This is a genomic window from Gluconobacter albidus (assembly GCF_002723915.1).
Taxonomy (GTDB): Bacteria; Pseudomonadota; Alphaproteobacteria; order Acetobacterales; family Acetobacteraceae; genus Gluconobacter; species Gluconobacter albidus.
Genome location: NZ_BEWL01000001.1, coordinates 115,846 through 141,021, shown reverse-complemented (window position 1 = coordinate 141,021; position 25,176 = coordinate 115,846). Strand labels below are relative to the sequence as shown.

The following is a 25,176-nucleotide window of genomic DNA, read 5'->3' as shown; positions in this document are numbered from 1 at the left end:
GGGAGAGGGAAGGAGGGTCAATGGCTCCTTCCGATCATGTACTGTGTGGGAGACCCGTAAACGCTCAGGCGGTTGCGTCTTCCAGTTCGGCCTGCGCTTCAAGCCAGCTTTCCTCAACGGTTTCGAGTGTGGCGTTGAGCGCGGCCAGATGGACATTCAGGGACGTCAGTTCCGCAGCGTCGCCGGACTGGTAGAGAGCTGGATCAGCCAGTCGGGCCTCGATCTTTTTCTTTTCGCCGGAGAGCTGGGTCATTTTCGCTTCGGCATCGCGGATTTTCCGCCGCAGTGGGGCGAGGGCGCGGGTCTGTTCCTTGCGGTCGATGCGTTTCTGGGCAGAGGGTGTGTTGCCATCCGCAGAGGCTGTGGTGGTTTTACTGCGTTCGGCCATCTCGGCGCGGGCCTTGCGGGCGCGTTCGAGAAGCCAGGCACGGTATTCGGCCATGTCGCCGTCAAAAGGAGAGATCGTACCATCTTCGACCAGCCAGAAACGGTCGGCGACGGATTCCACGAGATGGCTGTCATGGCTGATAAGGACGACAGCGCCTTCGAAAGCAGAGAGCGCGCGGATCAGGGCGTCGCGGGCGTCGAGATCGAGATGGTTGGTCGGCTCATCGAGGATCAGCAGATGCGGGGCCTCGCGGGTGGAAAGGGCGAGCAGCAGACGGGCCTTTTCGCCGCCCGAAAGTTCTCCGACCTTTGTTTCTGCACGGTTTTCATCAAGGCCGAACCGGGCAAGTTGCGCGCGGACGGCGGGAGGAAGCGCGTCCGGCATGGCACGGCTCATATGTTCGATAGGCGTGTCGGTCAGGACAAGTTCGTCGCTCTGGTGCTGGGCGAAATAGCCGATTTTCAGTTTGGGCGAATGATTGTAGGTGCCCGACATGGGCTCCAGCCGACCAGCCAGAAGTTTGGCGAAGGTGGATTTGCCGCGGCCGTTCTGGCCGAGCAGGGCAATTCGGTCTTCCATGTCCAGACGCTGGTTTAACCCCTTGAGCACGACGCGCCCGTCATATCCGAGGCTGACATTGTTCAGGCTCAGCATTGGCGGCGGCAAAGGCTGCGGTTCAGGGAAAGAAAAGCGGGTGGGTGTGTCTTCCACGACGCTGTCGATCTGCGGCAGACGCTCGAGGGCCTTCAGACGGGCTTGTGCCTGTTTGGCTTTGGTGGCCTTGGCGCGGAAACGGTCCAGGAAGGATTGCATATGCGCGCGCTGGGCGGCGATGCGTTCGGCCGCGCGGTTCTGCTGAAGCGCCTGTTCCGTGCGAATGCGGACGAAATTGTCGTAGCCGCCCGGGGTGACGCTGATTTTCTGATGATCGAGATGGGCGATGGCATCCACGGTGTTATCGAGCAGGGAGCGGTCATGGCTGACGATGACCGCCGCACCGGAGAACTTCGCGAGCCAAGATTCCAGCCAGAGCGTGGCTTCAATATCGAGATGGTTGGTCGGTTCGTCGAGCAGCAGGAGGTCGGGGTTCAGGAAGAGCGCCGTAGCCAGCGAAACGCGCATCCGCCAGCCGCCCGAAAAATCCGAAACTGCCCGATTCTGCGCGTCCTGATCGAAGCCAAGGCCGGACAGGATGGCACCGGCGCGGGCGGGCGCAGTGTAGGCATTGATGGCGATGAGGCGCTCGTGGACGTCCGCGATGCGAACCGGATCAGTCGCGGTTTCGGCTTCCGAGAGCAGGCGTGTGCGTTCAAGGTCGCCTTCGAGGACCGTATCGAGAATGGACGTGCTGCCGGAGGGTGTTTCCTGTTTGACGCGGCCCATCGTGGCGCGGGCAGCGAGGGTGATGGTGCCGCCATCGGGCGCGAAATCACCGGCGATCGCCGCCAGAAGGGTGGATTTTCCGGCGCCGTTCCTGCCGATCAGGCCGATCTTGCGCCCCGGGTCCACACTGAGGGACGCATTGTCCAGCAGGGAGCGGCCCGCGATGCGGAGGGTCAGGTCGGTGATGGTGAGCAGGCTCACGGGCGCCTCGATCAGTCGGAAGAAAAGAAACAGGTCGGTTAAAATACTGCGACAGACCTATCAGGAACGATGAATTTGCTCTAGTGGAACGGCGGTATTGACCCGCTGGTCCAGCGAGGACCGGTCCTAACAGGAGAAGAAAGATGGCTCTTGAGCGCACGCTTTCCATCATCAAGCCCGACGCCACCAAGCGTAACCTGACCGGCAAGATCAATGCCGTGTTCGAAGACGCTGGCCTGCGTATCGTTGCCCAGAAGCGCATCCACCTGACCGAGAAGCAGGCTGGTGCTTTCTATGCGGTCCACAAGGAGCGTCCGTTCTACGGCAGCCTCGTGTCCTCCATGATTGCCGAGCCGGTTGTCGTGCAGGTTCTTCAGGGTGAAGGCGCTGTCGCCAAGAACCGCGAAGTCATGGGCGCCACCAACCCGGCCGACGCTGCTGAAGGCACCGTTCGCAAGCTGTTCGCCGAGAGCATCGAAGCTAACTCCGTGCACGGCTCCGACAGCCTCGAGAACGCGAAGAACGAGATCTCCTTCTTCTTCGCCGAGACGGAAATCCTGCCGTAATTTTCACGGCAGGCTCATTCTGTTTTATGAAAAGGCGCGGACTTCGGTCCGCGCCTTTTTTTGTCCCGGGAAGCTGAACGTCTTTTACTTCGCAAAAACGTCGCAGATCATTTCCAGTACGTCCGGGTAAAGAATGTGTTCCTGTTCCAGAACGCGGGCAGCGAGCGTTTCGGGGGTATCGGTTTCGAGGACGGGCACGCTGGCTTGTCCGAGGATAGGGCCTTCGTCCACGCCGGATGTTACCAGATGGACTGTGCAGCCATGTTCTTTTGCGCCAGCCTTGATGGCGGCTTCATGGGTGTGCAGGCCAGGGAATGCGGGCAGGAGGCTCGGATGGATGTTGAGCATCCTGTCTTCCCACGCATTGACCAGCCAGGGTGTCAGGACGCGCATATAGCCTGCGAGGACGACCAGCATGGCGCCGGAGGCTTGAAGTGCTGCGTCGACTTCGCGTTCGTGGGCTTCGCGGTCCTTGCCGAAAGGCTTGTGATCGATGACGAGGGTTTTCAGTCCCGCCTTTTCGGCGACTTCAAGGCCGGGCGCATCGGGACGGTTGCTGAGAACCAGCACGATTTCGGCGGGGTAGTCCGGCCGGGCGCAAGCCTCGATCAGGGCGCGCATGTTGCTGCCACGACCGCTGATGAGGACCGCGACGGGGACTTTTTCGGCCTTTTTGGCAGGGGTTTTGACAGGAGCTCGGGACTTGTTGCGGGAGTGCGGCTTCTTCATGCGAAGGAGACCGGCGTAGTCAGGGTGTAGGCGTCGTCGGAGCGGACGATCTGACCCATGAGGAAGCCGGTTTCGCCGCGTGCATCCAGTTCGGCCATGACCGTTTCGGGTTCGGACGTGACGAGCACCATACCGATGCCGCAGTTGAAGACGCGAAGCATTTCATCAGCGGGCACGTTGCCGGTTTTGGCCAGCCAGCGGAATACGGACGGAACAACCCATGCGGAGCCGTCAATGCGGACGCCAAGGCCTTCAGGCAGGACGCGGGGAAGGTTGCCGGGTAGACCGCCCCCAGTGATGTGGGCGCAGCCGTTCAGCAGGCCCTTTGCGTGCAGGTCGAGAATCGTGCGGACGTAGAGTTTCGTGGGCGTCAGCAGGGCTTCGGCGAGGGTGTGCCCTTCGGCGAAGGGGGCGGGGGCGTTCCAGCCGAGGCCCGAACGGCGCACGACTTCGCGGACCAGCGAGAAGCCGTTGGAGTGAACGCCGGAAGAGGGCAGGCCGATCAGCGTATCCCCTTCGGCGATGTTGGCGGGGAGCAGGCTGTTGCGCTCGGCAGCACCCACGCTGAAGCCGGCGAGGTCGTAATGGCCGGGGGCGTACATGCCGGGCATTTCAGCCGTTTCGCCGCCGACCAGGGCGCAGCCGGACTCGGCGCAGCCCTTGGCGATGCCCTTCACGACCGTAGCAGCGGCCTCGACAGAGAGCTTTCCGGTGGCGAGATAGTCCAGAAAGAACAGCGGGGTAGCGCCTTGTACGACGAGGTCGTTGACGCACATGGCGACGAGGTCGATCCCCACATCATCATGCTTGCCCGCCTCGATGGCGACCATCAGCTTCGTGCCGACGCCATCGGTGCAGCTGACGAGGACGGGATCGGTGAAGCCTGCGGCCTTCAGATCGAACAGGGCGCCGAAACCGCCGAGACCGCCCATGGTGCCGGGACGGTTCGTAGCCTTGGCTGCTGGCTTGATTGCATCGACCAGCGCATCGCCTGCGGCAATGTCCACGCCGGCCTGTGCGTAGCTTGCGCCGCCAGTTGTGCTGTGGCTCGTGCCCTGGCTCGATCCGGGGGCGATGTCAGGCTGATCGGTCATGGTCGAAGGTTCCCGCTGGTTGACGTGACGCCGTTCTAGAGCATCCTGCGCGCTGGCGGAACGCCTGTTTGACGGCGATACGGCATGAAAAAGGGGGCTGCGATGACGAAACGGGATGTGGGCGGGGCTTCCGGAAGGCCCGCGGCCACCCAGATGGCGTTTCCGCTACGCCGGGTGACGGCGATGACATCAGATCGTTTCATCAATGGTCCTTCGAATGTGGCGGCACGGGCATGGCTTGCGCGCAGTCAGTGGCCGGATGGGCGTTTGTGGCTCTGGGGGCCTTCAGGAACGGGAAAGACGCATCTCCTGACGGCCTGGGCGCATGAACATGACGCTACGGTACTGGATGCCCGGCTGTTCTCTAGGTCCTCTGCGGGAGGACGGATCCGGGTGCAGGGAAATCTTGCGATCGACAATGCCGATTCGCCGGGAGACGAGGCGACCATGCTTCACCTGCTCAATGATGCGTTGTCCCAGGGAGACCGGGTTCTGATGGCGGGGCGGCTGCCGCCGTCTCGCAGTCATTTCATGCTGCCCGATCTGGCCAGCCGTCTGCGGGCGACCGCTACGACTGCGACGGGTGAGCCCGAGGACGATCTGCGGGCGACGCTGCTGCTGTCGCTGCTGGCGGACCGGCAGCTTGTCGTGTCGCACTCGGTGACGGAGTGGCTGTGGCGCCATCTCCCGCGGACGGGAAACGCGCTGGTTTCGGCTGTGGAGCGGCTGGACGAGGCGGCGCTGGTGCGCAAGCAGCCCATTACGAGGGCGCTGGCGCTCGAGATGCTGCCGGATCTGCTGACGCCTGAGGAATAGGTGTCACGAACGTGACACAAAAACTCCGTTTGACATGCCTATCCCGTGGCATGACCCTTGAGGCGATTTGTAAATCCGTGTGTTCCGGAAGGCCCCATTGTGACGACTGAAGATTCCCGGCCCGTGCCGCGCCGCCGCTCCCCCCGCAAGCCTCGCAGTGCAGTGACCCCGGCCCAGAACCGCAGCCGTCGCCGACAGACCCCCGCTGTCCGGGCGGAAGATTACGCGCACATGTCGACATCGCCTGAACGCTTCCTGAACCGGGAACTGTCGTGGCTGGATTTCAACGAACGCGTCATTGACGAAGCTGAGAACGTCCGCAATCCGCTTCTGGAGCGGGTGCGGTTCCTGTCGATCAGCTCCAGCAATCTGGACGAGTTCTATTCCGTCCGTGTGGCCGGGCTTGTGGGACAGGTGCGTGAAGGCATGGTCGTGCGCAGCCCGGACGGGTTGACGCCTATCCAGCAGCTTGCGCAGGTGCGGCAGAAGGCGCGGCATCTCCTGGCAGAGCAGCAGCGCGTCTGGCATGTGCTGGAAGGGGAACTGAAGGACGCGGGGATCGTCATCCTGCCAACCGACTCGCTGGATGAGACGGATCTGGCGCAGTTGTCCACGCTGTTCGACGAGCGGGTCTTCCCGGTGCTGACGCCGATGGCGGTCGACCCGTCCCATCCGCTGCCCTTCATTCCGAATATGGGTCTGGCGCTGCATCTGCGTCTGAAGGATGCGGCCTCTTCGGCACATGTGATGGATGGGCTGATCCTGCTTCCTGCGCAGGTTCCGCGTTTTCTGCGCCTCCCGGCCCGTTTGAAGGAAGGGCAGGAGACGCCCGACCAGATCCGCTTCGTACTGCTTGAAGATCTCATCACACTGTTTGCCGGGCGTCTGTTCCCGGGGCTTGTGATCGGGGCGGCGGGTGTGCTGCGCGTAATCCGCGATACGGATGTGGAGTTTGAAGACGAGGCCGAGGATCTGGTCCGGTCTTATGAAACAGCGCTGAAGCAGCGTCGGCGCGGCGTGTGCATCCACCTCGCACTCGATCGCAAGCTGCCGGACACGCTGGGTCGCGAGATGGGCGAAGAGCTTGGCGTGGGCGAAGAGGACGTGGTCGTTCTGCCGTGTTTCGTCGGCGTGACGGACCTCAAGCAGCTGATCGTGGATGACCGGCCGGATCTGGTATTCCCGCCTTATACGCCACGCTTTCCCGAACGGGTTCTGGACTATGACGGCGACTGTTTCGCAGCGATCCGGGCGAAGGACATGCTGGTCCATCATCCGTTCGAGAGCTTCGACGTGGTGGTGCAGTTCCTGCGTCAGGCGGCGCTGGACCCGAACGTGTTGGCGATCAAGCAGACACTTTATCGGACGTCCCGTGACAGCCCGATCGTGCATGCGCTGATCGAAGCGGCAGAGGCTGGAAAATCAGTCACGGCCATGGTCGAACTGCGGGCGCGGTTTGACGAGGAAGCCAATATCCGCCTGTCCCGCGCGCTTGAAGCGGCGGGCGTGCAGGTCGTGTTCGGCTTCGCGCATCTCAAAACGCATGCCAAGCTGAGCCTTGTGGTCCGTCGCGAGAACGGCTCGCTCCGGTCCTATGCGCATTTCGGGACGGGCAATTACCATCCGATTACGGCGCGGATCTATACGGACCTGTCGTTCTTCACCTGTGACCCGAAGCTGGCCTCGGATTCGGCGCGTCTGTTCAACTACATGACGGGCTATGCCATCCCCGCGAAAATGGATGCGCTGGCCTTCTCGCCCATCACCATCCGCTCCACGCTGCAACAGCTCATCCAGGACGAGATCGACCACGTCAAGGAAGGGCGTCCGGGGCGGATCTGGCTGAAGATGAACAGCCTGGTGGACGCCGAACTGATCGACAAGCTCTATGAAGCTTCACAGGCCGGGGTGAAGATCATCGGGATCATTCGCGGAATCTGCTGTCTGCGGCCGGGTGTGCCGGGGCTTTCGGACAATATCGAAATCAAGTCGATTGTCGGGCGTTTTCTGGAGCATGCGCGGGTTTTCGCATTCGGAAACGGCCACCGGATGCCGTCCGCCAAGGCAAAAGTTTTCATTTCTTCGGCAGACTGGATGGTGCGGAACATGGACTGGAGGGTAGAAGCCATGGTGCCCATCACGAACCCGACGGTCCATGCGCAGATTCTTGGTCAGATCATGACGATGAACATCAAGGACAACCTTCAGAGCTGGACGCTCACGAGGGACGGCTACTGGCATCGGGTTTCGCCAGGCGCACATCCGTTCTCCGCCCACGAATACTTCATGAACAATCCGTCCCTGTCCGGCCGAGGCTCGGCCGCGCGGGAGAAGGTCCTTCCGGAGGCACACCGCCCCCGTGAGCGGCCCGACAGGATTCTGGAAGACTGACCTTCATGTCCTCATCTGCACAGCGTTCCGCCATTGTCGATCTTGGGTCCAACTCGGTCCGGCTGGTCGTTTTCGAGGGGGTGACGCGCAACCCCCTTCCGATCTTCAACGAGAAGGTCACGCTCAAGCTGGGGCGTGGACTGGATACGACGGGGCGCCTCAACGAAGAAGGTGTGACGCTGGCGATGGACGTGCTGGGACGGTTCCATACCGTTGCCCGCGCGATGGGGGCGGAGCCGTTTCAGGTTCTCGCAACCGCTGCCGTCCGGGATGCGACCAACGGGCCCGATTTCGTTGACGCCATCCGCGCACGGATGCCGGGCGTGCCGATCCGGGTTCTGGAAGGAACGGAAGAAGCCGATTACGCGGCTCGTGGCGTTCTGTGCGGTCTGCCGGAAGCAAACGGGCTGGTTGCGGATATTGGCGGGGGGTCGCTGGAACTTATCCATGTCGCGGACGGCCAGTATTTCGAGGCCGTGACGACCAAGCTGGGTGTGATCCGTCTGCATGACCGTGCCAAAGGCAGCATTGAGCGGGCGGCAGAAATCGCGGATGAACTTCTGGCGGAGGTGAACTGGCTGCCAGGCATGACGGGGCGGCCGCTTTACCTGGTCGGGGGCGCGTTCCGTGCGCTGGCGCGGCTTCAGATCGCGCGGACGCAGTATCCGCTGAATCTTGTGCATCTGTTTACCCTCTCGGAAGGGGAAGCGCGGGAAATGGCGGACTGGGTTATCACGTCCCCGCGCCGGACCCTTGAGAAAATGCCGGGTGCCCCGCGCAAGCGTCTGGCGGATGCGCCGTTTGCGGCGGTCGTGCTGCGCTGTCTGATGGAGCGTGTCCGTCCGTCCAAGGTCGTCTTCAGCGTCGATGGGCTGCGTGAAGGCTGGTACATGCGCCATGTGGCGTCTTCGGTTGCGGAGCTCGATCCAATGACGGATCTGGCGACGGAGATGGCCAATCGCCTCGCCCGCAGCGCTTCACTGGCTGAGCCGCTGGTGAGCTGGACGGCACCGCTGTTCCGCGACGAGACGCGGACCCAGAAGCGTCTGCGCGAACTGGCGTGCATGCTCTCCGATATCGGCTCCTACGATCATCCGGAATATCGGGTCGAACAGACCTATCGACGTGTAATGTATGGTCACGGCGTGGGTTTCGATCACAGTGCACGGGCCTTTATCGGGCTGACGCTCGCCGTGCGGTATGAAGTCTCGATGGACTCACCCCTTATTGAACCCTCCCGGCAGCTTCTGTCGCGTTCGGAGATCGAACGGGCGGTGAGGCTGGGCCTTGCGCTTCGGCTGGCCTATACACTCTGCGCGGGGACGAAAGTCCTTCTGGATGAGTGCAGGCTTCTCGTGGAAGACGGAACACTCGTGCTGGTTCTGGGCGCACGCAGCGTCCGGGCGGCGGGCAGTGCGGTCCGTCGTCGCTTCGAGAGGCTGGCGGCTGCAATGCAGCTTGAATGTCAGGTTAGGGAAGAATGATTTTGCGGGATTACGGAACGGCGGCCAGGTTTGGTCTGGTTGCGGCGGCAGTGGTTTTCGGACTGTCGGGCTGCGGAAAATCCCATGACCGGGGCGCGCTTTGGAAAGTCGTTCACGCGCGCTGCGCCGTGGATGCGGATCACAAGCCCTGCACGGTTTATGACGAGAAGGACGGCTATGCCCTTCTCAAGGATCAGACCGGGCGCGGCCAGTATCTGGTGATCCCGACGCAGAAGGTTCCCGGCGTTGAAGATCCCGTTCTGCTGAAGCCGGAAACGCCGAATTATTTCGCGGAGGCCTGGGGGCAGCGTGCCCATGTGGCGCAGTCCTACGGGTTCGAGATCCCTGACTCGCATATGTCGATGGCCATCAATTCGCGTCCGGGGCGCACGCAGGACCAGTTGCACATCCATCTGGACTGTCTGACGTCCTATGCCCGTGCCGAGCTCGACAAGAACATGATTACCGAGGCCTGGTCTCCGGTTTCGCTATACGGGCATCCCTATCGGGCGCGGATCGTGACATCACTGGATCCGTCACCGTTCCGGGTGATTGCCGCTGATGACATGTCCATCCACACGCTCGTCATCACGCCGGCAAAGCATGGCGGGTTCATCTTGCTCGATGACATGGCGCATGTCCTCGATCATGGATCGGGCGAAGAGCTTCAGGATCATGAATGTCATCTCGATGATCCGCACCACAAGGCCATGATCATGGATGGCATGGACATGGGCCAGCACCCCAACGGCATGATGTAAAACAGCTTTGGGTTGTTCCGGGATTCCGGGTGTGGCAGGGTTCGACCAATCTCGAACAATTGACATTCCCGGAGACCGGTCTTGAAACTGGCAGCGAAATCGTCCCCAAATTGGCCACTGCTTTCGCTCGCTGTTGGCGCCTTCGCCATCGGCACAACAGAATTTACACCGATGGGCCTGCTGCCCGTCATCGCGCATGGTCTCCAGGTCAGTGTGCCCAAGGCCGGTGGGCTGGTGACGGCCTATGCGGTGGGAGTGATGCTCGGGGCGCCGGTCATTACGCTCCTGATGGCGCGTTTCCGGCGCAAACTGGCCCTGATCCTGCTGATGGGCCTGTATGTGGCCGGAAATCTGCTGTCCGCGGTTTCCGGTAGTTATGAACTGCTTTTTGCCTCACGTGTCCTGACCAGTCTGGCCCATGGGGCGTTTTTCGGCCTTGGGGCCGTGGAGGCGTCTCTGTCTGTCGCGCCGTCCCGCCGGGCGAGTGCGGTGGCGTCCATGTTCATGGGACTCACGATCGCGAACATCATCGGCGTTCCGGCGATGACATGGCTTGGGTTGAATTTCGGCTGGCACAGTGCGTTTGGGGTGACGGCCATGCTGGGACTGGTGACCATGCTGGCCGTGCAGTTCGCCCTGCCGCAGCGTGAGATTGGTCCGGCGCCGGAGGTCGGGCGTGAACTGCGGGTTCTCGTGAAGGGCAATGTGCTTCTGGCCCTTCTGACGACGGCGATCGGCGCCGGGGCAATGTTCGTGCTCTACACCTATATCGCGCCGATTCTTGAACACATTACCCATGCCAGCCCGACCATCATTACTCTGGCGCTGATGCTGACCGGGGTGGGGTTCTCCATCGGGAACGCCATAGGCGGCCGGAGTGCAGACCGCTCTCTGGATGGGAGTCTGCTGATCTTTTTCCCCATCCTCGGCGTGATCATGCTGATCTTTCCGTGGATGGCGCAGAGCGTGCCAGGCGCGCTGTTCGCGTCACTGCTCTGGGGCGCCGCGACCTTCGCGCTCATGCCCGCGCTTCAGATGCGGGTCATGCAGGCCGCGCATGATGCGCCTGCGCTGGCGTCGTCCATGAATATCGGGGCGTTCAACCTTGGCAATGCAATCGGTGCCGCTCTGGGAGGGATCGCGCTGTCTATGGGGTTGGGCTATGGCGGTGTGTCCGTCATTGGTACGGCTCTGGCGCTGGTCGGGGTCGGGCTTGTTCTTGTGTCACGAAAGGTGGCTCCTCCATGATCCGTTCCCTCCTGCTCGCCACCAGCCTGTTTGTTGCGCCCCTCTCGGCGCTGGCCGCACAGCCTGCGAATGTTGGCGATGCCATTATGGCCGCCAGCGCCTATCACGACAGCGGCGATTACCAGCGCGACTTCGACGCCGTGGTTTCCCAGGCGCGCCTGTGGATCAACGAGACGGCGCCCAAGACGCGTCATCCTGCAATTGTGCTGGATATCGACGAGACCACGCTGTCCAACTGGGACGAGATCCGCGCCGATGATTTCGGGTATATTCCGGCGGGTCCGTGCGACGCTCTGCCCAAAGGGCCGTGTGGGGCCATTGCCTGGGAAAAGAGTGGCCGCGCGCCGGCCTTTGCGTCCATGCGGGCGCTGATTGAAGATGCACAGGCGCATCATGTTTCGGTCTTTTTCGTGACGGGGCGTCATGAAGATGAGCGGGATGCAACCGAGCACAACCTGCATCTGGCGGGAATCCGGCACTGGGACGGTCTGTATCTGCGTCCGATGACGTCTCACGGATATGCTGCGCTTTACAAGGCGCCGACCCGTGAGAGAATCGAGCGCAAGGGCTATACGATCATTGCAAGCCTCGGGGATCAGCCGTCCGATCTGAGCGGTGGTTTTGCGAAAAAGACTTTCCTGCTGCCGAATCCGTTCTATCGTATTCCGTAACACTATGTAATTTCGGAAACGGAAGACGGTATGCGCCCTCATTCAGTTCTTGCACTCCTTCTTGCCGGAATCTGGAGCGGGGCGGCTTATGCGGCTCCCACGCCTGTTGAAAAAGCGCGTCTGTTGTGGTCGGGTCCGGAAGGGCGTATCGACGCGCGGGCCTGTCAGGTCCCGGCGGGAAAACCGCAGTCGTTCTGTATCGTTTGGACCGGCAAGGCCGCCCCTGTTTCTGAAAACATTGAAGGGGCTCCCGGATCCATCGCGACTCTCTGGCGGCGGACGGCGCTGGCACCGGAGCCGGAATCCATCCCGGATCTGCTGTTTTATGTGAACTGGGACGGATCCGGACTATGCGGTGAATATGTCGCGTTACGGTTTGCGCAACTTCCGCATTTCCAGAAGCTCAGTGACTGCCGGCAACCTGAATATCCACCACAGGGTGCGCCTGCGACCGGGCCGTTCGGTTTCTGGCTGTCGATTCCTGTGATGATGCCGTTTGGAGCTTCGAATTCCGAGAGCGTATCCACGCCGGTTCCCGTGATCTGGCACAATGGAACATTCGCGCTGGATGAGGCAAGGCTGAAGCAGGACGCCTTGTCCATGGTTTCCCAAGCGTTCCAGGGGGCATCCATCGGGAATGAAACCGGAGCATTCCTGTGGGAGGTCCGGCATCATTTTCCCGGGCAGGGTCTGCCCACCACGACACAGATCATGCTGGATCTGATCTTCAAAGGGCATGCCGACCAGGCGCAGGAACTATTGCATAACAGTACCAATCCGCATTTCGATGCATCCCTCTACTGGAGTGATCTGTGCGCAATTCTGGTGGCAGATCCCAACTGGAAGATTTTGATGCACGGGGTTTTACCCGGTGCTGCACAGGTTGAGGCGGCGGCACAGACAGGAAAAAAGCTGCGTGACACATCGGCCTATGTTCACGACCTGTAAAAGCGGGATCTGAAAAAGCCCGGTGCCATAACGGCGCCGGGCTTTTTTGTCTCAGAACGATTTGAGAAGCCGTTCCAGATAGTCCAGTTCACTTTGTGGTCGCGTGCGGTCGGAGGCGCGGCGGCGGAGTTCGCGCTCGATGTCGCGGGCGCGGTCCCGGGCGCTTTTGTCCGGGATATGAGCGTCCGAATCCTTGCCCTTGTCGCCTTCACCCAGTTTGCGGCCCAGCGGATCCTGATCCTTCTGGTCCTCGTCGTCGCCGTCTTCATCGCCCGCCTGCGGCTGGTCACCATCATCGCCCTGCTGTCCCTTTGCGCCGTGCTGGGGTTTTCCGGAACCGCCTGCGCCATCGGAGGGAATGAAACTCAGGCTGCCGCCACCCTGTCCACCCTTGCCGGAACCGCCGGATTTCTGGTTCTGGCGCATCTGCTTTCCGGCTTCGGACAGGTCGGCCAGAACTTTCTGTTCGGCTGTCTGGGCGTCGGCGTCCTTGCGGTCCGCAAGGGCTTCGCGGGCGCTTTGCATATCCGTTTTCGCCTTGTCGAAGGCTGTGGCGGGCTTGCCGGTCAGATCCTTGACGCGATGGCTCAGGATATCGTTCACACGCTGCAGCGCACGTTGCAGGGCGTGGTCCGAGCGGCGTCCGTCGGACTGGGCCGCGACCGTGGCCGGATCGACCGGAGCGGGCGGTTTGTCGGCAGGCTGGTCCATGCCGGCAGGTGGCTGCATGCCAAGCTGGCGGAGCAGGTCTGCCGTCGACATCTGGCTGACATCGGGGGGATTGCCGTCATCGGGCGGTGCTGCGGCCTTACGGGCGGCGGAAAGGCGGGACTGTGTGTGGTCGAGCAGCGTCGTTTCGCGATGGACGAGATCATGCAGGGCGGCGCGCTGCGCCTGCGCTTCGGCCTGTGCTTTCATCTGGGCGGCGAGGGCCTTGAGGTCCTCGGGGCGCGCCTGACGCATGCGTTCGGCCATGTCTTCCATCTGCTGGAGACGCCGGAGGGCTTCGTCGCCATGCCCCTGATTGGCTTCGGACTGAAGGCGTCGCATTTCGTCGGAGAACGGATCGGCCGAGCTGGTGCCGGATTGTGGCATCATGATCCCGCTCTGGGCGGCTCGCGAGAACAGGAGTTGCATCCGGCGGTTCAGGGCATCTTTGAGGGCCTGTGTGCGGCGCTGGAGTTCTTCCTGTTCAGGAAGGGTATGACCCTTTTCTCCCAGATCGCGCATGTGGTCGAGCTGCTGCTGTACACCCTGTTGTGCGGCACGGACTTCGGCTGCGGCATCCGCGATTTCGGGACCGTCACGGCGCAGATCGTCCAGATAGAGCGCAAGTGCCCAGAGGTCGCCCGGGACGCGATCCGCAGAGCCTTGCGGGGCATCTTTGCGAAGAGAGGCGATTTCCAGCCCCAGCGCTGCGAGGATCGCGCGTTCGTCGGTTGTCTGTGTCAGGAGCGCGAGTTCGTCTGAGGCTTTTGAGGCGCGTTCCTGCCCAAGCATGAGGCGGCGGCGCAAAGCCACGAGGGCGCGGGCCAGCGGGTCTGTGAATTTGCGGGCTCCGATCTGGAATTTGACGGGATCGCTGCGGCTTTCGCGCCCCGAAACGCTTTTGGCATGTAAACGGCCTTCGACGTCCATTCCCGCAAAAGGATCGGAGGAGAGATCCGGCGTGGCGATCCCTTTTGCGTCTTTGGGATGACCGTCGAGGGGGATCGGAACGCGCAGGATCCGGCCGCGGGAGAGACCGGGCAGATGGATTTCGGCTTCCAGAGATTCGACACCGTAGGTCTGATGGATGAGCCAGGGCAGGCCAGTGCGCCAGTCGTCTTTCTGGGGGCCGGGTTTGCCGTCCCATGTGACGGTCGGGGGTAGGTCGGGTTCCACGGTCACACGCCATGCGCCGAGAGTACGGCCGCGAACGACGATGCGGACAGTTCCAGATTGTTGAAGCGTGCCGTGGCTGTTCCAGCTTCCCGCATCCAGCCGGCTCTGTGCGGGAGAGGCGATGCCGGACAGCGCGGGTTTGCCGTGAGCGCCGGTGATGGTGGCGTTCAGGATCGAACCCTGCGGCACATCAAGCGTGGTGCGGCCTGTTGAAGACAGGAAAATAGGCGCGCCAGGCGCATAAGACGGTCGGTCGATCCAGGCCTGAAGGGTCGGCAGCGGAACGCTGTCATCGTCCACGCCGGGGACTAGTCCGGCGTACAGACGCGACGGCGTGTGTGTACTCGCCAGCAGCGCGGCACCGATCAGGGCCAGAGGGACGGCGATAAGGCCAATGCGGTCCTGCAGGCTGGTCTCGGGATGCGGAAGACCGACGCGGAGTGTTCCGAGCGAGGCTGTAACGCGCTCGACATGGCGCGCCCAGATGGCGGACTGTTCGCCGTTTCCGGCAAAAGCCGGGCGGTCGGTCAGGCTGAGCAGTGGCTGGCGGGCGAGACGGGAATCGTGCTCGATCCTGCGGTCTGCTGCCGGGATGCCCACGGGGGCAACACGGCGCAGGCCGGTGACGGTCAGCCAGAGAGCCGCGCCGAGCACACCGATTTCGAGCAGCGCATGCAACCAGTCAGGCAGGGACTGTGGGATGCGTGCGAGGCATGCCAGACCGTAGAATGCGACCAGAAGCAGCGGCCAGCGCAGGGGCTCCCAGGCACGTTCCCACCACAAGACACGCTGGGCCCTGCGACGCAGGGTTTTGAGATGGAGGGCCGGGTTTGGCTCAGCCATGGTCATTCCTGGCTGCTGTCAGCCATTCGGGGACGGTTTCAGCAGCGATCAGATCCGCAACACTCTGGCGCTGGCGGATGATGTCCCATTTCCCATTGTCGATCAGGACCTGCGCTGCAAAGGGGCGGGAATTATAGGTAGAACTCATGACCGCGCCGTAAGCTCCGGTATCGAGCAGGGCGATCAGATCGCCGCGCTTCGTGTCCGCCGGGAGCGCACGGTCGCGGGCGAAGATGTCGCTGCTTTCGCAGACCGGCCCGACGATGTCCCAGAGCTTTGTTGGGCTGGTCAGCCCATTCGGGGCGACGGGCATGATGCCGTGCCAGGATTCGTACAGGGACGGCCGTGCGAGATCGTTCATAGCGGCATCGAGCACGACGAAGTCGGGGTTGCCAGCCTTGGTTTCAATGACGCGGGTTAGCAGGAGACCTGTCGGTGCAGAAAGCCAGCGGCCAGGTTCAATACTGAGGCGGACGTCAAGATCCCCCAGCGTCTCGGCAATAACGCCCGCGAGCATGTCGGGCGAGGGAGCGATTTCGTCACGATAGCGGATACCAAGGCCACCGCCACAGTCCACGGCTTCGACGGTGTGACCGGCAGCGCGGATTTCGCGGACCATGTCGGCAAGCCGCATATAGCCTTCCCGGAAAGGTCCAGCGGTGAGCATCTGGCTGCCCAGATGAACAGCGAGGCCAACGAGCCGGACATTCTTCAGGCGGGCCGCTTCACCATATAACGCCACGGCGCGGCGGTGTTCGATGCCGAACTTGTCTCCGGCGCGGCCCGTGGAAATCTTGTCATGGGTATCGGCGTCCACGTCCGGATTGACCCGGAGGGCCGCGCGGGCGACGCGACCGCAGGCCCGGGCGATCTCGTCGAGGCGATACAGTTCCTCGACGCTCTCGACGTTGACCTGTGCGATGTCGTGCTCGATGGCAGCCCGCAATTCAGCATCGGATTTTCCAACGCCGGAGAACACGATCCCGGAGGGCTGGATTCCGGCATGAAGCGCACGCTGCATTTCTCCGCCGCTGACGATATCCACGCCATAGCCGCACTGCCGCAGGATGGTCAGAGTCGCCTGATGGTCCTGCGACTTCATGGCGAAATGCAGGTTGACCGGAAGGTTCCGGGCCTCAAACGCAGCCCGGAGCGCTTTTGCGCGATGTCGCAGCGTTTCTGCCCCCGTGATCCAGCACGGCGTGCCGACGGCCGCCGCAATGACGTGCAGGGGCACGCCTTCGAACAGGAGGCCGTCCCGTGCGTCCATCGTCAGGGAAGGGCGGGTGTCCAGCATGTCGCGGAAGGACGGGTCAGTGGCGGGATCGGAGGGAAGCGGTGCACTCATGATGGTGATACCGTATCGCTCTTGGAAGCATGTTCCAAGCTGAACCCGCAGGGGATAGTATCACCGGCATGATACAGGAACTGATCCGCGAGGCCCTTGAGGCCCGTTCGCGTGCCTATGCACCCTATTCGCGCTTTCAGGTCGGCGCGGCCTTACGCTGTGAGGGTGTTGTGCATTCCGGCTGTAATGTCGAGAACGCCGCCTATCCGCTGGGAACATGTGCGGAAGCCGGTGCAATTGCCTCCATGGTCAGGGCTGGGGGCCGGCGTATTGAGGAAATCGTGGTCGTGGGCGGCGATGCGCCGTGTACGCCGTGTGGCGGGTGCCGTCAGAAACTGCGGGAGTTCGGTTTGCCGGATCTGCGGGTGCATATGATATCTCCGAAAGGAGACGTGCTTCTGACCCGGACGCTGGCCGAGCTGCTGCCTGATGCGTTTGGCCCGGATCATCTGGGATGAAAGGCGCCACCGCGCTGCTGATGTTCTGGCTGTACGGCACAGGCGCACTGGCGGCTCCGGCCGTGGCCCTGCCGGGACTCGGATCGGACAGCCATCGCAGCGTGGTGGATGTGAATACGGCGCCCTGGAAGATTCTGGGGCGCGTCCAGACGTCACTGGGGGGCCGATGCACGGGATTCGCCGTGGCGCCGACCGTGATGGTCACGGCGGCGCATTGTTTGTGGCTGTCTGCAACGCGGCATTATATCCCGCCTGCAGATGTTCACGTGCTGATGGGGTATCTGCTTGGGCAATACCGGCTTCATGCCCATGTGACACATTTTGTTATTGCGCCCGGTTATGACCCAGAAAATGAGGGCGGTACGGCGTCCGACGATCGTGCCACGCTGGTGCTGGACCGGAAGGTGATCGCGCCTGCCGACCTTGTTCCTTACGGCGTAGCACAGACGGGGGCGGCTGCGATGCTGGTCGGATATCCTCAGGATCGGCCGGAAGTTCCGTACGGGGATATAGCCTGTCAGATCAACGGGTTGGCAGTGAATGGACTGATTCATCACGACTGTGCGGCAACGCGCGGAGACAGCGGCGGCCCCCTGCTGGCGCGTCAGCCTGACGGGGAGTGGGGGATTGTGGGAATTGATGTTCTGGCGACGCCGGAACGGGGTGGATTTGCTGCGCCTTTACCGCATTGATGTCTGGCGCAGTTCAAGGGTTGCGAGACGTGGGCGCATGTCAGAAAAAATTCACTGATGCAAACATGGGCCCCATTGCCGCGTTGACCAGAAGACGACACCATAAAGGTGTTAAAGGTTTTTTAATCCCGGAAAGTGATTGCCATGTATGTCATGTCCATGAAGGGAGCATCATCCAGTGTCGTTCCGCAGGGAAACGCGCAGGGGGAAAGTAAAAAAAACGGCAGGAAGCATGTTCTTGTTGTCGAAGATCAGGCGCTGCTGCGATTCCTCGCTGCGGACATGCTGGAAGAGGCAGGTTACGAGACATCGCTAGCGGCGGATGCTGACGAAGCACTGGCTGTTCTCGAGCGGCGCCCGGACATCTGCACGATTTTTTCCGACGTTAATATGCCCGGTGACATGGATGGCGTGGATCTTGCGCGCGTGATTCGCGAGCAGCACCCCGATATTGGCCTTGTTCTGACATCAGGAACCCGGATTCAGGAACTCGGAGAGTTGCCGGGCGGCACAATGTTTCTGGCCAAGCCCTATGAATGGGACGAGGTCTATCGCTGCCTTGAGCGTGTTCGCCACTGAAACGTCAATGAATTGTCACGGGGAAAAGCAATGTGGTGCACCCGAAAGGACTTGAACCTCTAACCCCCAGATTCGTAGTCTGGTGCTCTATCCAGTTGAGCTACGGGTGCGGACACATTGTATAAAGTCTTCATCAGGAGAAGACTGGTGCACCCGAAAGGACTTGAACCTCTAACCCCCAGATTCGTAGTCTGGTGCTCTATCCAGTTGAGCTACGGGTGCGCTGTGAGGCGGGGTTTTACAGAGGCTTAGCTGACCTGACAACCCCGCTTTCGAAAAAATTTCAGTTTCGCGTCATGGTGATATGGGCGCGGCACGACGGTGAGCCGAAAATGCCGCCGATCGCCTGCCCGACAGGGTAGCCGTTGAACACGACGGCTGTGGGATGGTGGTCCAGATCCGTCATGGCGAGTTCTGCATGATAATGCTGGCTGCCGGGCGTGTAGGTGCCGTGAAGAACCTGCGAGCCATCCGCCGGTGTGAACAGGATCTCCCTGCCTCTTATGCGAAGGGTCGAAGAACGCCCGGTCGGACAGGTGCCCTGATCCGTGACGAGGGCACCAACCCATGAGCCCGTCGGATCCTTGCCCGGGTCGGGCGTACCCGCGCAGGCGGCGAGCAGGGCCGTGGCGGAGATGGCAAAAAGTGCTGGCAGGCGCATGTTGTTCCTGTTCGATGTTGCAGAATGGATGACGCAGACGACACAACACCTTATAGGAGAGCCTCAAAAGGCACCATGAAACCGGAACGCGAGGCCATGACATTGACCCAGCAGGACGCCAGCACCGTCGAAAAGCTCGACGAAACTCTTCACGAAGACCGTATCCTCATTCTGGATTTCGGCAGTCAGGTAACGCAGCTTATTGCACGCCGTGTCCGCGAGAGCGGTGTGTACTGCGAAATCTGGCCATACACGGCGACCGAGGAAAAGATCCGCGCTTTCAATCCGCGCGGCATTATCCTGTCCGGCAGCCCGGCCAGCGTCCATGACGAGAATGCGCCTCCGATTCCGGATGTTGTTTTTGCGCTCAACCGCCCTGTGCTGGGGATCTGCTACGGCCAGCAGGCGATGTGCCAGAAGCTGGGCGGCAAGGTCGAAAATCACGAGCACCGCGAATTCGGTCGCGCCTATATCGACATTGCCGAGGACTGCTCGCTGTTCCGGGGTGTCTGGGCGCGCGGCAAGCGTGAGCAGGTCTGGATGAGCCACGGCGACCGCGTGACGCAGCTTCCGCCGGGCTTCCGTGCCGTCGCCCATTCCGAAGGCGCGCCGTTCGCGATCATCGCGGATGAGGGACGTCGTCTGTACGGAGTGCAGTTTCATCCGGAAGTCGTGCATACGCCGCATGGTGCAGCCCTGATCCGCAACTTCACGCATAATGTTGCGGGTTGCAGTGGCAGCTGGACGATGGCCGGTTTCCGCGATCTGGAAATCGCGCGTATCCGCAAGCAGGTTGGCTCTGGCCGGGTGATCTGTGGTCTGTCGGGTGGTGTGGACAGCTCTGTTGCGGCCAAGTTGATCCATGATGCAATTGGCGATCAGCTCACCTGCATTTTCGTCGATCCGGGCATCATGCGCACGGGCGAAGCGGACGAGGTCGTCAAGACGTTCCGGGGCCGCTTCAATATCCGTCTTGTGCATCGTGATGCGTCAGAGCTGTTCCTGCGCGAACTGGCTGGTGTGACGGACCCGGAAACCAAGCGCAAGACGATTGGCCGTCTGTTCATCGAGGTCTTCGAGGAAGAAGCTGCGAAGCTGGGTGGTGCGCAGTTCCTGGCACAGGGCACGCTGTATCCGGATGTGATCGAGAGCGTGAGCTTCTCGGGTGGTCCGTCCGTGACCATCAAGTCCCATCACAATGTGGGCGGTCTGCCGGACCGCATGAACATGGAACTGGTCGAACCGCTGCGGGAGCTGTTCAAGGATGAGGTTCGCATGCTGGGCCGCGAGCTCGGGATTCCCGAGAGCATCGTGGGACGGCATCCGTTCCCGGGGCCGGGACTGGCGATCCGTATTCCGGGTGATGTGACGAAAGAAAAGCTCGACCTGCTGCGCAAGGTGGATGTGATCTACCTTGAGGAAATCCGCCGCGCCGGGCTTTACGATGCGATCTGGCAGGCTTTTGCGGTTCTGCTGCCAGTTCGAACAGTCGGTGTCATGGGCGATGGCCGGACCTACGATCAGGCCTGTGCCCTGCGTGCCGTGACCAGCACGGATGGTATGACGGCGGAAGTCTATCCGTTCGACTTCGCATTCCTGAACCGTGTTGCAGGTCGTATTGTCAACGAAGTGCGCGGCATCAACCGCGTGACCTACGACATCACGTCCAAGCCGCCCGGTACGATCGAGTGGGAATGATCTCACGTTCGGTCGCGGTTGACGCCATCCGGATCTGACCTACTGAAAACCCCGCAGTGATGCGGGGTTTTTTTGTGGTGCTTGCCGGGCGGTGCGGCGCAGTCGGGCTTGTGGACTTGCCCGTCTTTGCGGGGAGTGACAGGGTGGTTACATCTGAAAACAGGAGACTTGCGATGTCGATCCGGTTCATTTCCTCTTCCGCCCCTCTGCTTCTTGCCGCTCTGGCCGTGATGCCGCTGGGGATGGCTCCGCAGGCTATGGCGGCTGATACGGCTGAAAAGCCCTGCGAAACTGATCTGTGCCGGAGTGTGCGTCAGTCCTGGGCTGCGGTCCGTCATGACACGTCCGATGCAGCGCAGTGGACGAAGAAACAGAGCGTCAAGGGCTGGGACGCTACCAAGGATGGCGTTTCCGATGCGGCGCGCTGGACTGGCAAGGAAAGCAAAAAAGGTTGGAAGGCCACGAAGAACGGTACCAAGGACGCGGTGCACGACACCGGTGTCTGGACGAAAAAGGCCGTTCACGATCTTGATCCGGGACAGCCCGCCAAGGCCCCTGAGGCGAAAAGCCCGGCAGCAGGCGAGTAAAAATGCTTGCCTGACAGACTGGATCTGTCGCTCGTCCATGAAAAAGGCCTGTCCCTTACGGGGCAGGCCTTTTCTGGTTTTTTAGGATGAAAGGCTTATTCCGCGTGGTGACGGTGACCGGTCAGTTCCGTGGTGAGCTGGGCGCGGGCTTCTCCGTCCGGGAATTTTTCCGTGTGAAGATTGATATAGCTCCGCCCGGCCTGAACGTCCTTGACCTGATCGGGCGTAAGCTGGAGCGTGCCGGTCATGCGGGTGGTGTAGGGGCCGTTGATCGGGGCTAGAACACCGGCATCCTCATCCGCCGCCGCTGGGCCATGAAGATGGGCAGCCGTGACGGGGCCGGACAGACCATTGTCCTCGAAGCGATAGGTCAGGGTGTTCTTCGTGGTGTCCAGCATGGCGGATGCCGAACCCTTGATCGGAGCCGTGGCGCCGTGTTCGCCTTTGAACGGGCCGAAAAGATGCAGGGTTTCGGCGGAAGCCGGAAGAGCAGTGACGGAAAGGCCGAGGGCCAGCGTCGTCAGCAGAAGTCCTGTGCGCATGGAAGTCCATCCTTGCAGAAGCTGGCCAGAAATTGACCAGAACTTGGACTGACTGAACGTCTGCTCAGGTTTCGAGTTCGGTATTCCAGTACAGATAATCGCGCCAGCTTTCGTGAAGATAATGAGGCGGGAAGGTCCGGCCATTTTCCTGAAGGCGGCGGCTGCTGGGCTGGACCGGCTTGCGGTGTGGGTGCATGCCGAGCTCGCTTGGCAGTTTTGAGCCCTTGAGCAGGTTGCAGGGGCTGCACGCGGTGACAACATTCTCCCATGTCGTGCGCCCACCGCGGGCACGGGGGATGACGTGATCGAAGGTCAACTCATGCGTGGGCAATCGGTCATGGCAGTACTGACACGAAAAATTGTCCCGCAGGAAGACGTTGAAGCGCGTAAAGGCGGGTTTGCGGGCGGTGGGGATGTAGTCCTTCAGGGCGATAACGCTGGGCAGGCGCATGCTCTGGCTGGGGGAATGGACGACGGCATCTTCATATTCGGAAAGGACCGAGACGCGGTCGAGGAAGACGGCTTTGACGGCTTCCTGCCAGGACCAGAGCGAGAGCGGGAAATAGGACAGCGGACGGAAATCCGCGTTCAGGACAAGAGCCGGAAAATGCTGACCGCTGACGGACACCACACGCATCCTTTCTGCAAGGACGACACATGCGGGATTAGGCGCCGAATGAAAACGGGACAAACAGCGGGAAAACACGTGTCGTCGGCTTCTTTGAGGAAATTATTCCAGTAAACTGCGCGGACCGCAAGCAAACGCTGGTGACACATTCATGACGCCTCCCGCTACGACACGATTTGCGCCGAGTCCTACGGGGTTTCTGCATCTGGGACATGTGGTGTCAGGGCTCTATTCGCGGATCATGGCGGGTGAGGGCGGAAGGTTCCTGATCCGTATCGAGGATATTGATACGACGCGCTGTACGCCGGAGCTGACAGCGGCGCTGCGGGAGGATCTGGAATGGCTTGGACTGTCGTCAGATGAGCCGGTGCGGCGTCAGTCCAGACATTTGCCTGAATATCAGGTCGTTTTGAAGACTCTGCGGGAGCGGGGGCTGCTCTATCCGTGTTTCTGTACGCGACGGGAGATTGCCGAGGCCGCGACGCAGACCGCGCCGGATGGAAGCCTCGTTTATCCGGGGATGTGTCGGCACGGGCCAGTTCATGCGGGTCGGGAGCCGGGCTGGCGCCTCGATATGGCGCGCGCGCTGGAGGTGTTGCAGGGCGTGCCGGGTTGGCATGAGATCGGGCATGGCCGCGTTGCCGGAAAGGCCAATGCGTTCGGCGATATCGTTCTGGCGCGGCGGGATACGGGTGTGTCTTATCATCTGTGCGTGACGCATGACGATGCGCTTGAGGGCGTGACGACCGTCACGCGGGGGCGGGATCTGTATGAGGCGACGTCAGTTCAGCGGGTGTTGCAGGACCTGATGGGGTGGCCGGAACCGACTTATGCGCATCACGCGCTCATTCTCGATTCAGAGGGACACAAACTGTCCAAACGGGATGGCGCGGAAGGAGTGCGGGTTCTGCGGCAGGGAGGCTGGAGGGCCCGGCAGGTGCGGGAGCATCCGCTGGTGCGGCAGGCTCTGGAGGCGAGCCTGCCGACAGGCGCTTATTCCGGCGGATAAGTGCCCGGATAGGTGATGTCCTGCGCGGGGCCGGGGGCGTGCGGGGCGCCTTTTTTGCCGCAGGCGGTCAGGCTGAGAGCCATGACGGCCATGCTGACGAGCAGCAGTGTTTTCACGCGGTTTCTCCAAGTTTTGCGAGCCACGCTTCGGCCTGATGCTTCACATTGGCTGGCGCGGTGCCGCCTTCGCTGGTGCGGGAGGCCAGAGACGCTTCGACGGTCAGGACATCGAAGACGCCCTTGTTGATCTGTGGTTCGACGGACTGCATCTCTTCGAGCGACAGATCGGCCAGATCGCAGCCTTTCTGTTCCGCCATGCCGACCAGACGGCCGGTGACGTGATGGGCGGTGCGGAAGGGGACGCGCAGTTCGCGGACCAGCCAGTCGGCGAGGTCCGTGGCGGTGGAGAAGCCCATGCCCGCGACCTCGCGCATCCGTGGTGCGTTGGCTTTCAGGTCCCGGATCATGCCGTCCATGGCCGCCAGCGAGAGCGTCATGGCCTCGGTCGCGTCGAAGACAGGTTCCTTGTCTTCCTGCGTGTCCTTAGCATAGGCGAGGGGCAGGCCCTTCATGACTGTGAGCAGGCCTACGAAATCGCCCATGATGCGGCCGATTTTGGCGCGCACCAGTTCGGCGGCGTCCGGGTTGCGCTTCTGCGGCATGATGGACGAGCCGGTCGTGAAGGCATCGGACAGGGTGACGAAACCGAAGGGGGCGGAGGCCCACATCACGATTTCCTCGGCCAGACGCGACAGGTGCATGGCCTGAAGCGACAGGGCGGAGAGGAATTCGAGCGCGAAGTCACGGTCTGACACGGCATCGAGGGAATTGGCGGTCGGGCGGTCGAAATCCAGCGCTGCGGCGGTCATGCGGCGGTCGATCGGGAAGGACGTACCGGCAAGGGCGGCCGAACCGAGCGGACATTCGTTCAGACGGGCGCGGGCATCGCGCAGGCGACCGCGGTCCCGCGACAGCATCTCGACATAGGCCAGAAGATGGTGGCCGAACGTGACCGGCTGGGCGACCTGAAGATGGGTAAAGCCCGGCATCGGCGTTGCGGCATGCTCCAGCGCACGGGTGGCGAGGGAGCGCATCAGGGCGGCGGTCTGGTCCTGAAGGCCGTCGATGGCGTCACGCACCCAGAGGCGGAAATCGGTGGCGACCTGATCGTTGCGCGAGCGTGCCGTGTGCAGACGTTTGCCAGCCTCGCCGATGCGCTCGGACAGGCGGGCCTCGATGTTCATGTGAATGTCTTCGAGGGCGGGGGAGAACTCGAAGCGGCCTTCGCCGATTTCCTGCGCGATGTCGCCAAGGCCCTGACGGATTTCGGCCAGTTCGGTCTCGGTCAGCAGGCCGACTTTCTGAAGCATGGCGGCATGGGCGAGGGAGCCGCGGATGTCCTGTCGCCACAGGATTTTGTCAAATCCGATGGAAGCGTTGATCTCACCCATGATGGCGGCCGGTCCTGAGGCAAAGCGGCCACCCCATTGCGGATTGGCGGCTGTGCCTTCAAAGGACATGGCGGCATCTGATTGTGTGTCGACAGGAGCGTTTTTCATGATAACCGT

General features: G+C 61.8%; 24 protein-coding genes and 2 tRNA genes. 14 read left to right on the top strand and 12 right to left on the bottom strand.

Features of this window, described 5'->3' with window-relative positions:
• Positions 1–64: 64 nt before the first annotated feature.
• Positions 65–1,972 (bottom strand): ABC-F family ATP-binding cassette domain-containing protein, encoded by a 1,908-nt coding sequence (locus tag GAL01_RS00670; protein ID WP_062030846.1) that lies wholly within the window; start codon positions 1,970–1,972, stop codon positions 65–67.
• A 143-nt stretch (positions 1,973–2,115) separates the two neighbouring features.
• Between GAL01_RS00670 and ndk the strand changes: the two genes are divergently transcribed.
• Complete coding sequence (gene ndk / locus GAL01_RS00665; protein WP_062030848.1) at positions 2,116–2,538, top strand: nucleoside-diphosphate kinase; 423 nt, start codon at positions 2,116–2,118, stop codon at positions 2,536–2,538.
• Positions 2,539–2,622: 84 nt separating this feature from the next.
• Here the strand turns inward: ndk and purN are convergent, their stop codons facing one another.
• Both purN and purM read right to left on the bottom strand, forming a co-directional pair.
• Positions 2,623–3,267 (bottom strand): phosphoribosylglycinamide formyltransferase, encoded by a 645-nt coding sequence (gene purN / locus GAL01_RS00660; protein WP_082790745.1) that lies wholly within the window; start codon positions 3,265–3,267, stop codon positions 2,623–2,625.
• The gene (gene purM / locus GAL01_RS00655; RefSeq protein ID WP_062030850.1) at positions 3,264–4,361 is read right to left on the bottom strand and encodes a phosphoribosylformylglycinamidine cyclo-ligase; all 1,098 of its coding nucleotides are present in this window, start codon (positions 4,359–4,361) and stop codon (positions 3,264–3,266) included. The genes purN and purM overlap by 4 nt, the downstream gene beginning before the upstream one ends.
• Positions 4,362–4,463: 102 nt before the next feature.
• Here purM and GAL01_RS00650 point away from each other — a divergent pair, with 102 nt between their 5' ends.
• The 7 genes from GAL01_RS00650 to GAL01_RS00620 all read left to right on the top strand — a co-directional run bounded on the left by GAL01_RS00650 (position 4,464) and on the right by GAL01_RS00620 (position 12,680).
• Positions 4,464–5,177, top strand: a complete 714-nt coding sequence (locus GAL01_RS00650) for a DnaA/Hda family protein (RefSeq protein ID WP_062030930.1) — start codon at positions 4,464–4,466, stop codon at positions 5,175–5,177.
• A gap of 99 nt (positions 5,178–5,276) precedes the next feature.
• Positions 5,277–7,568, top strand: a complete 2,292-nt coding sequence (locus GAL01_RS00645; RefSeq protein ID WP_077802490.1) for an RNA degradosome polyphosphate kinase — start codon at positions 5,277–5,279, stop codon at positions 7,566–7,568.
• A 5-nt stretch (positions 7,569–7,573) separates the two neighbouring features.
• A complete protein-coding gene (locus GAL01_RS00640; protein ID WP_062030852.1) occupies positions 7,574–9,052 on the top strand; it encodes a Ppx/GppA family phosphatase in 1,479 nt (492 codons plus the stop codon).
• Positions 9,049–9,813 (top strand): CDP-diacylglycerol diphosphatase, encoded by a 765-nt coding sequence (locus GAL01_RS00635; RefSeq protein ID WP_062030854.1) that lies wholly within the window; start codon positions 9,049–9,051, stop codon positions 9,811–9,813. Before GAL01_RS00640 ends, GAL01_RS00635 begins: the two co-directional genes overlap by 4 nt.
• An 81-nt stretch (positions 9,814–9,894) precedes the next feature.
• Positions 9,895–11,061: an MFS transporter gene (locus GAL01_RS00630; protein WP_174694411.1), complete on the top strand. Its 1,167-nt coding sequence runs from the start codon at positions 9,895–9,897 to the stop codon at positions 11,059–11,061.
• Positions 11,058–11,732 carry an HAD family acid phosphatase gene (locus GAL01_RS00625; protein ID WP_062030856.1) on the top strand — a complete coding sequence of 225 codons (675 nt, stop codon included), beginning with the start codon at positions 11,058–11,060 and terminating at the stop codon, positions 11,730–11,732. The genes GAL01_RS00630 and GAL01_RS00625 overlap by 4 nt, the downstream gene beginning before the upstream one ends.
• A gap of 30 nt (positions 11,733–11,762) precedes the next feature.
• On the top strand, positions 11,763–12,680 hold the full coding sequence (locus GAL01_RS00620) for a hypothetical protein (protein ID WP_062030858.1): 918 nt from the start codon (positions 11,763–11,765) through the stop codon (positions 12,678–12,680).
• A gap of 51 nt (positions 12,681–12,731) precedes the next feature.
• On the opposite strand, the gene GAL01_RS00615 is transcribed toward GAL01_RS00620, so the two are convergent.
• Both GAL01_RS00615 and lysA read right to left on the bottom strand, forming a co-directional pair.
• A complete protein-coding gene (locus GAL01_RS00615) occupies positions 12,732–15,407 on the bottom strand; it encodes a DUF4175 domain-containing protein (RefSeq protein WP_062030860.1) in 2,676 nt (891 codons plus the stop codon).
• The gene (gene lysA / locus GAL01_RS00610) at positions 15,400–16,755 is read right to left on the bottom strand and encodes a diaminopimelate decarboxylase (RefSeq protein ID WP_062030862.1); all 1,356 of its coding nucleotides are present in this window, start codon (positions 16,753–16,755) and stop codon (positions 15,400–15,402) included. The genes GAL01_RS00615 and lysA overlap by 8 nt, the downstream gene beginning before the upstream one ends.
• 68 nt (positions 16,756–16,823) lie before the next feature.
• On the opposite strand from lysA, the gene GAL01_RS00605 reads away from it, so the two are divergent.
• The 3 genes from GAL01_RS00605 (at position 16,824) to GAL01_RS00595 (ending at position 18,484) form a co-directional block, all read left to right on the top strand.
• Positions 16,824–17,213, top strand: a complete 390-nt coding sequence (locus GAL01_RS00605; RefSeq protein ID WP_062030936.1) for a cytidine deaminase — start codon at positions 16,824–16,826, stop codon at positions 17,211–17,213.
• Positions 17,210–17,905 (top strand): trypsin-like serine peptidase, encoded by a 696-nt coding sequence (locus GAL01_RS00600; RefSeq protein WP_062030864.1) that lies wholly within the window; start codon positions 17,210–17,212, stop codon positions 17,903–17,905. The genes GAL01_RS00605 and GAL01_RS00600 overlap by 4 nt, the downstream gene beginning before the upstream one ends.
• A 144-nt stretch (positions 17,906–18,049) precedes the next feature.
• Positions 18,050–18,484, top strand: coding sequence for a response regulator (locus tag GAL01_RS00595; RefSeq protein ID WP_062030866.1), 435 nt, complete (start codon positions 18,050–18,052; stop codon positions 18,482–18,484).
• Positions 18,485–18,517: 33 nt separating this feature from the next.
• Here GAL01_RS00595 and GAL01_RS00590 read toward each other — a convergent pair.
• From GAL01_RS00590 to GAL01_RS00580, 3 genes are all read right to left on the bottom strand, one after another.
• Positions 18,518–18,594, bottom strand: a tRNA-Arg gene (locus GAL01_RS00590).
• 35 nt (positions 18,595–18,629) lie between these two features.
• Positions 18,630–18,706 (bottom strand) — tRNA-Arg (locus GAL01_RS00585).
• Between the two features lie 61 nt (positions 18,707–18,767).
• Complete coding sequence (locus GAL01_RS00580) at positions 18,768–19,145, bottom strand: hypothetical protein (RefSeq protein WP_062030868.1); 378 nt, start codon at positions 19,143–19,145, stop codon at positions 18,768–18,770.
• Between the two features lie 96 nt (positions 19,146–19,241).
• On the opposite strand from GAL01_RS00580, the gene guaA reads away from it, so the two are divergent.
• Entirely contained in the window at positions 19,242–20,843 is a 1,602-nt protein-coding gene (guaA, locus tag GAL01_RS00575; protein ID WP_062030938.1) for a glutamine-hydrolyzing GMP synthase, read from the top strand.
• A 173-nt stretch (positions 20,844–21,016) separates the two neighbouring features.
• Positions 21,017–21,430 (top strand): hypothetical protein, encoded by a 414-nt coding sequence (locus GAL01_RS00570; protein WP_062030870.1) that lies wholly within the window; start codon positions 21,017–21,019, stop codon positions 21,428–21,430.
• 95 nt (positions 21,431–21,525) lie between these two features.
• Here the strand turns inward: GAL01_RS00570 and GAL01_RS00565 are convergent, their stop codons facing one another.
• Together GAL01_RS00565 and GAL01_RS00560 are read right to left on the bottom strand one after the other, a co-directional pair.
• Positions 21,526–21,972: a CHRD domain-containing protein gene (locus GAL01_RS00565; protein ID WP_062030872.1), complete on the bottom strand. Its 447-nt coding sequence runs from the start codon at positions 21,970–21,972 to the stop codon at positions 21,526–21,528.
• 64 nt (positions 21,973–22,036) lie between these two features.
• A complete protein-coding gene (locus GAL01_RS00560) occupies positions 22,037–22,609 on the bottom strand; it encodes an HNH endonuclease (RefSeq protein ID WP_062030874.1) in 573 nt (190 codons plus the stop codon).
• Between the two features lie 142 nt (positions 22,610–22,751).
• Here GAL01_RS00560 and gluQRS point away from each other — a divergent pair, with 142 nt between their 5' ends.
• Positions 22,752–23,609: a tRNA glutamyl-Q(34) synthetase GluQRS gene (gluQRS, locus tag GAL01_RS00555; protein WP_062030876.1), complete on the top strand. Its 858-nt coding sequence runs from the start codon at positions 22,752–22,754 to the stop codon at positions 23,607–23,609.
• On the opposite strand, the gene GAL01_RS15910 is transcribed toward gluQRS, so the two are convergent.
• Both GAL01_RS15910 and argH read right to left on the bottom strand, forming a co-directional pair.
• Positions 23,594–23,725 (bottom strand): hypothetical protein, encoded by a 132-nt coding sequence (locus tag GAL01_RS15910; protein WP_255308560.1) that lies wholly within the window; start codon positions 23,723–23,725, stop codon positions 23,594–23,596. The two genes, gluQRS and GAL01_RS15910, sit on opposite strands and share 16 nt — an antisense overlap.
• On the bottom strand, positions 23,722–25,167 hold the full coding sequence (gene argH / locus GAL01_RS00550; protein ID WP_062030878.1) for an argininosuccinate lyase: 1,446 nt from the start codon (positions 25,165–25,167) through the stop codon (positions 23,722–23,724). Before argH ends, GAL01_RS15910 begins: the two co-directional genes overlap by 4 nt.
• Between the last annotated feature and the right edge of the window lie 9 nt (positions 25,168–25,176).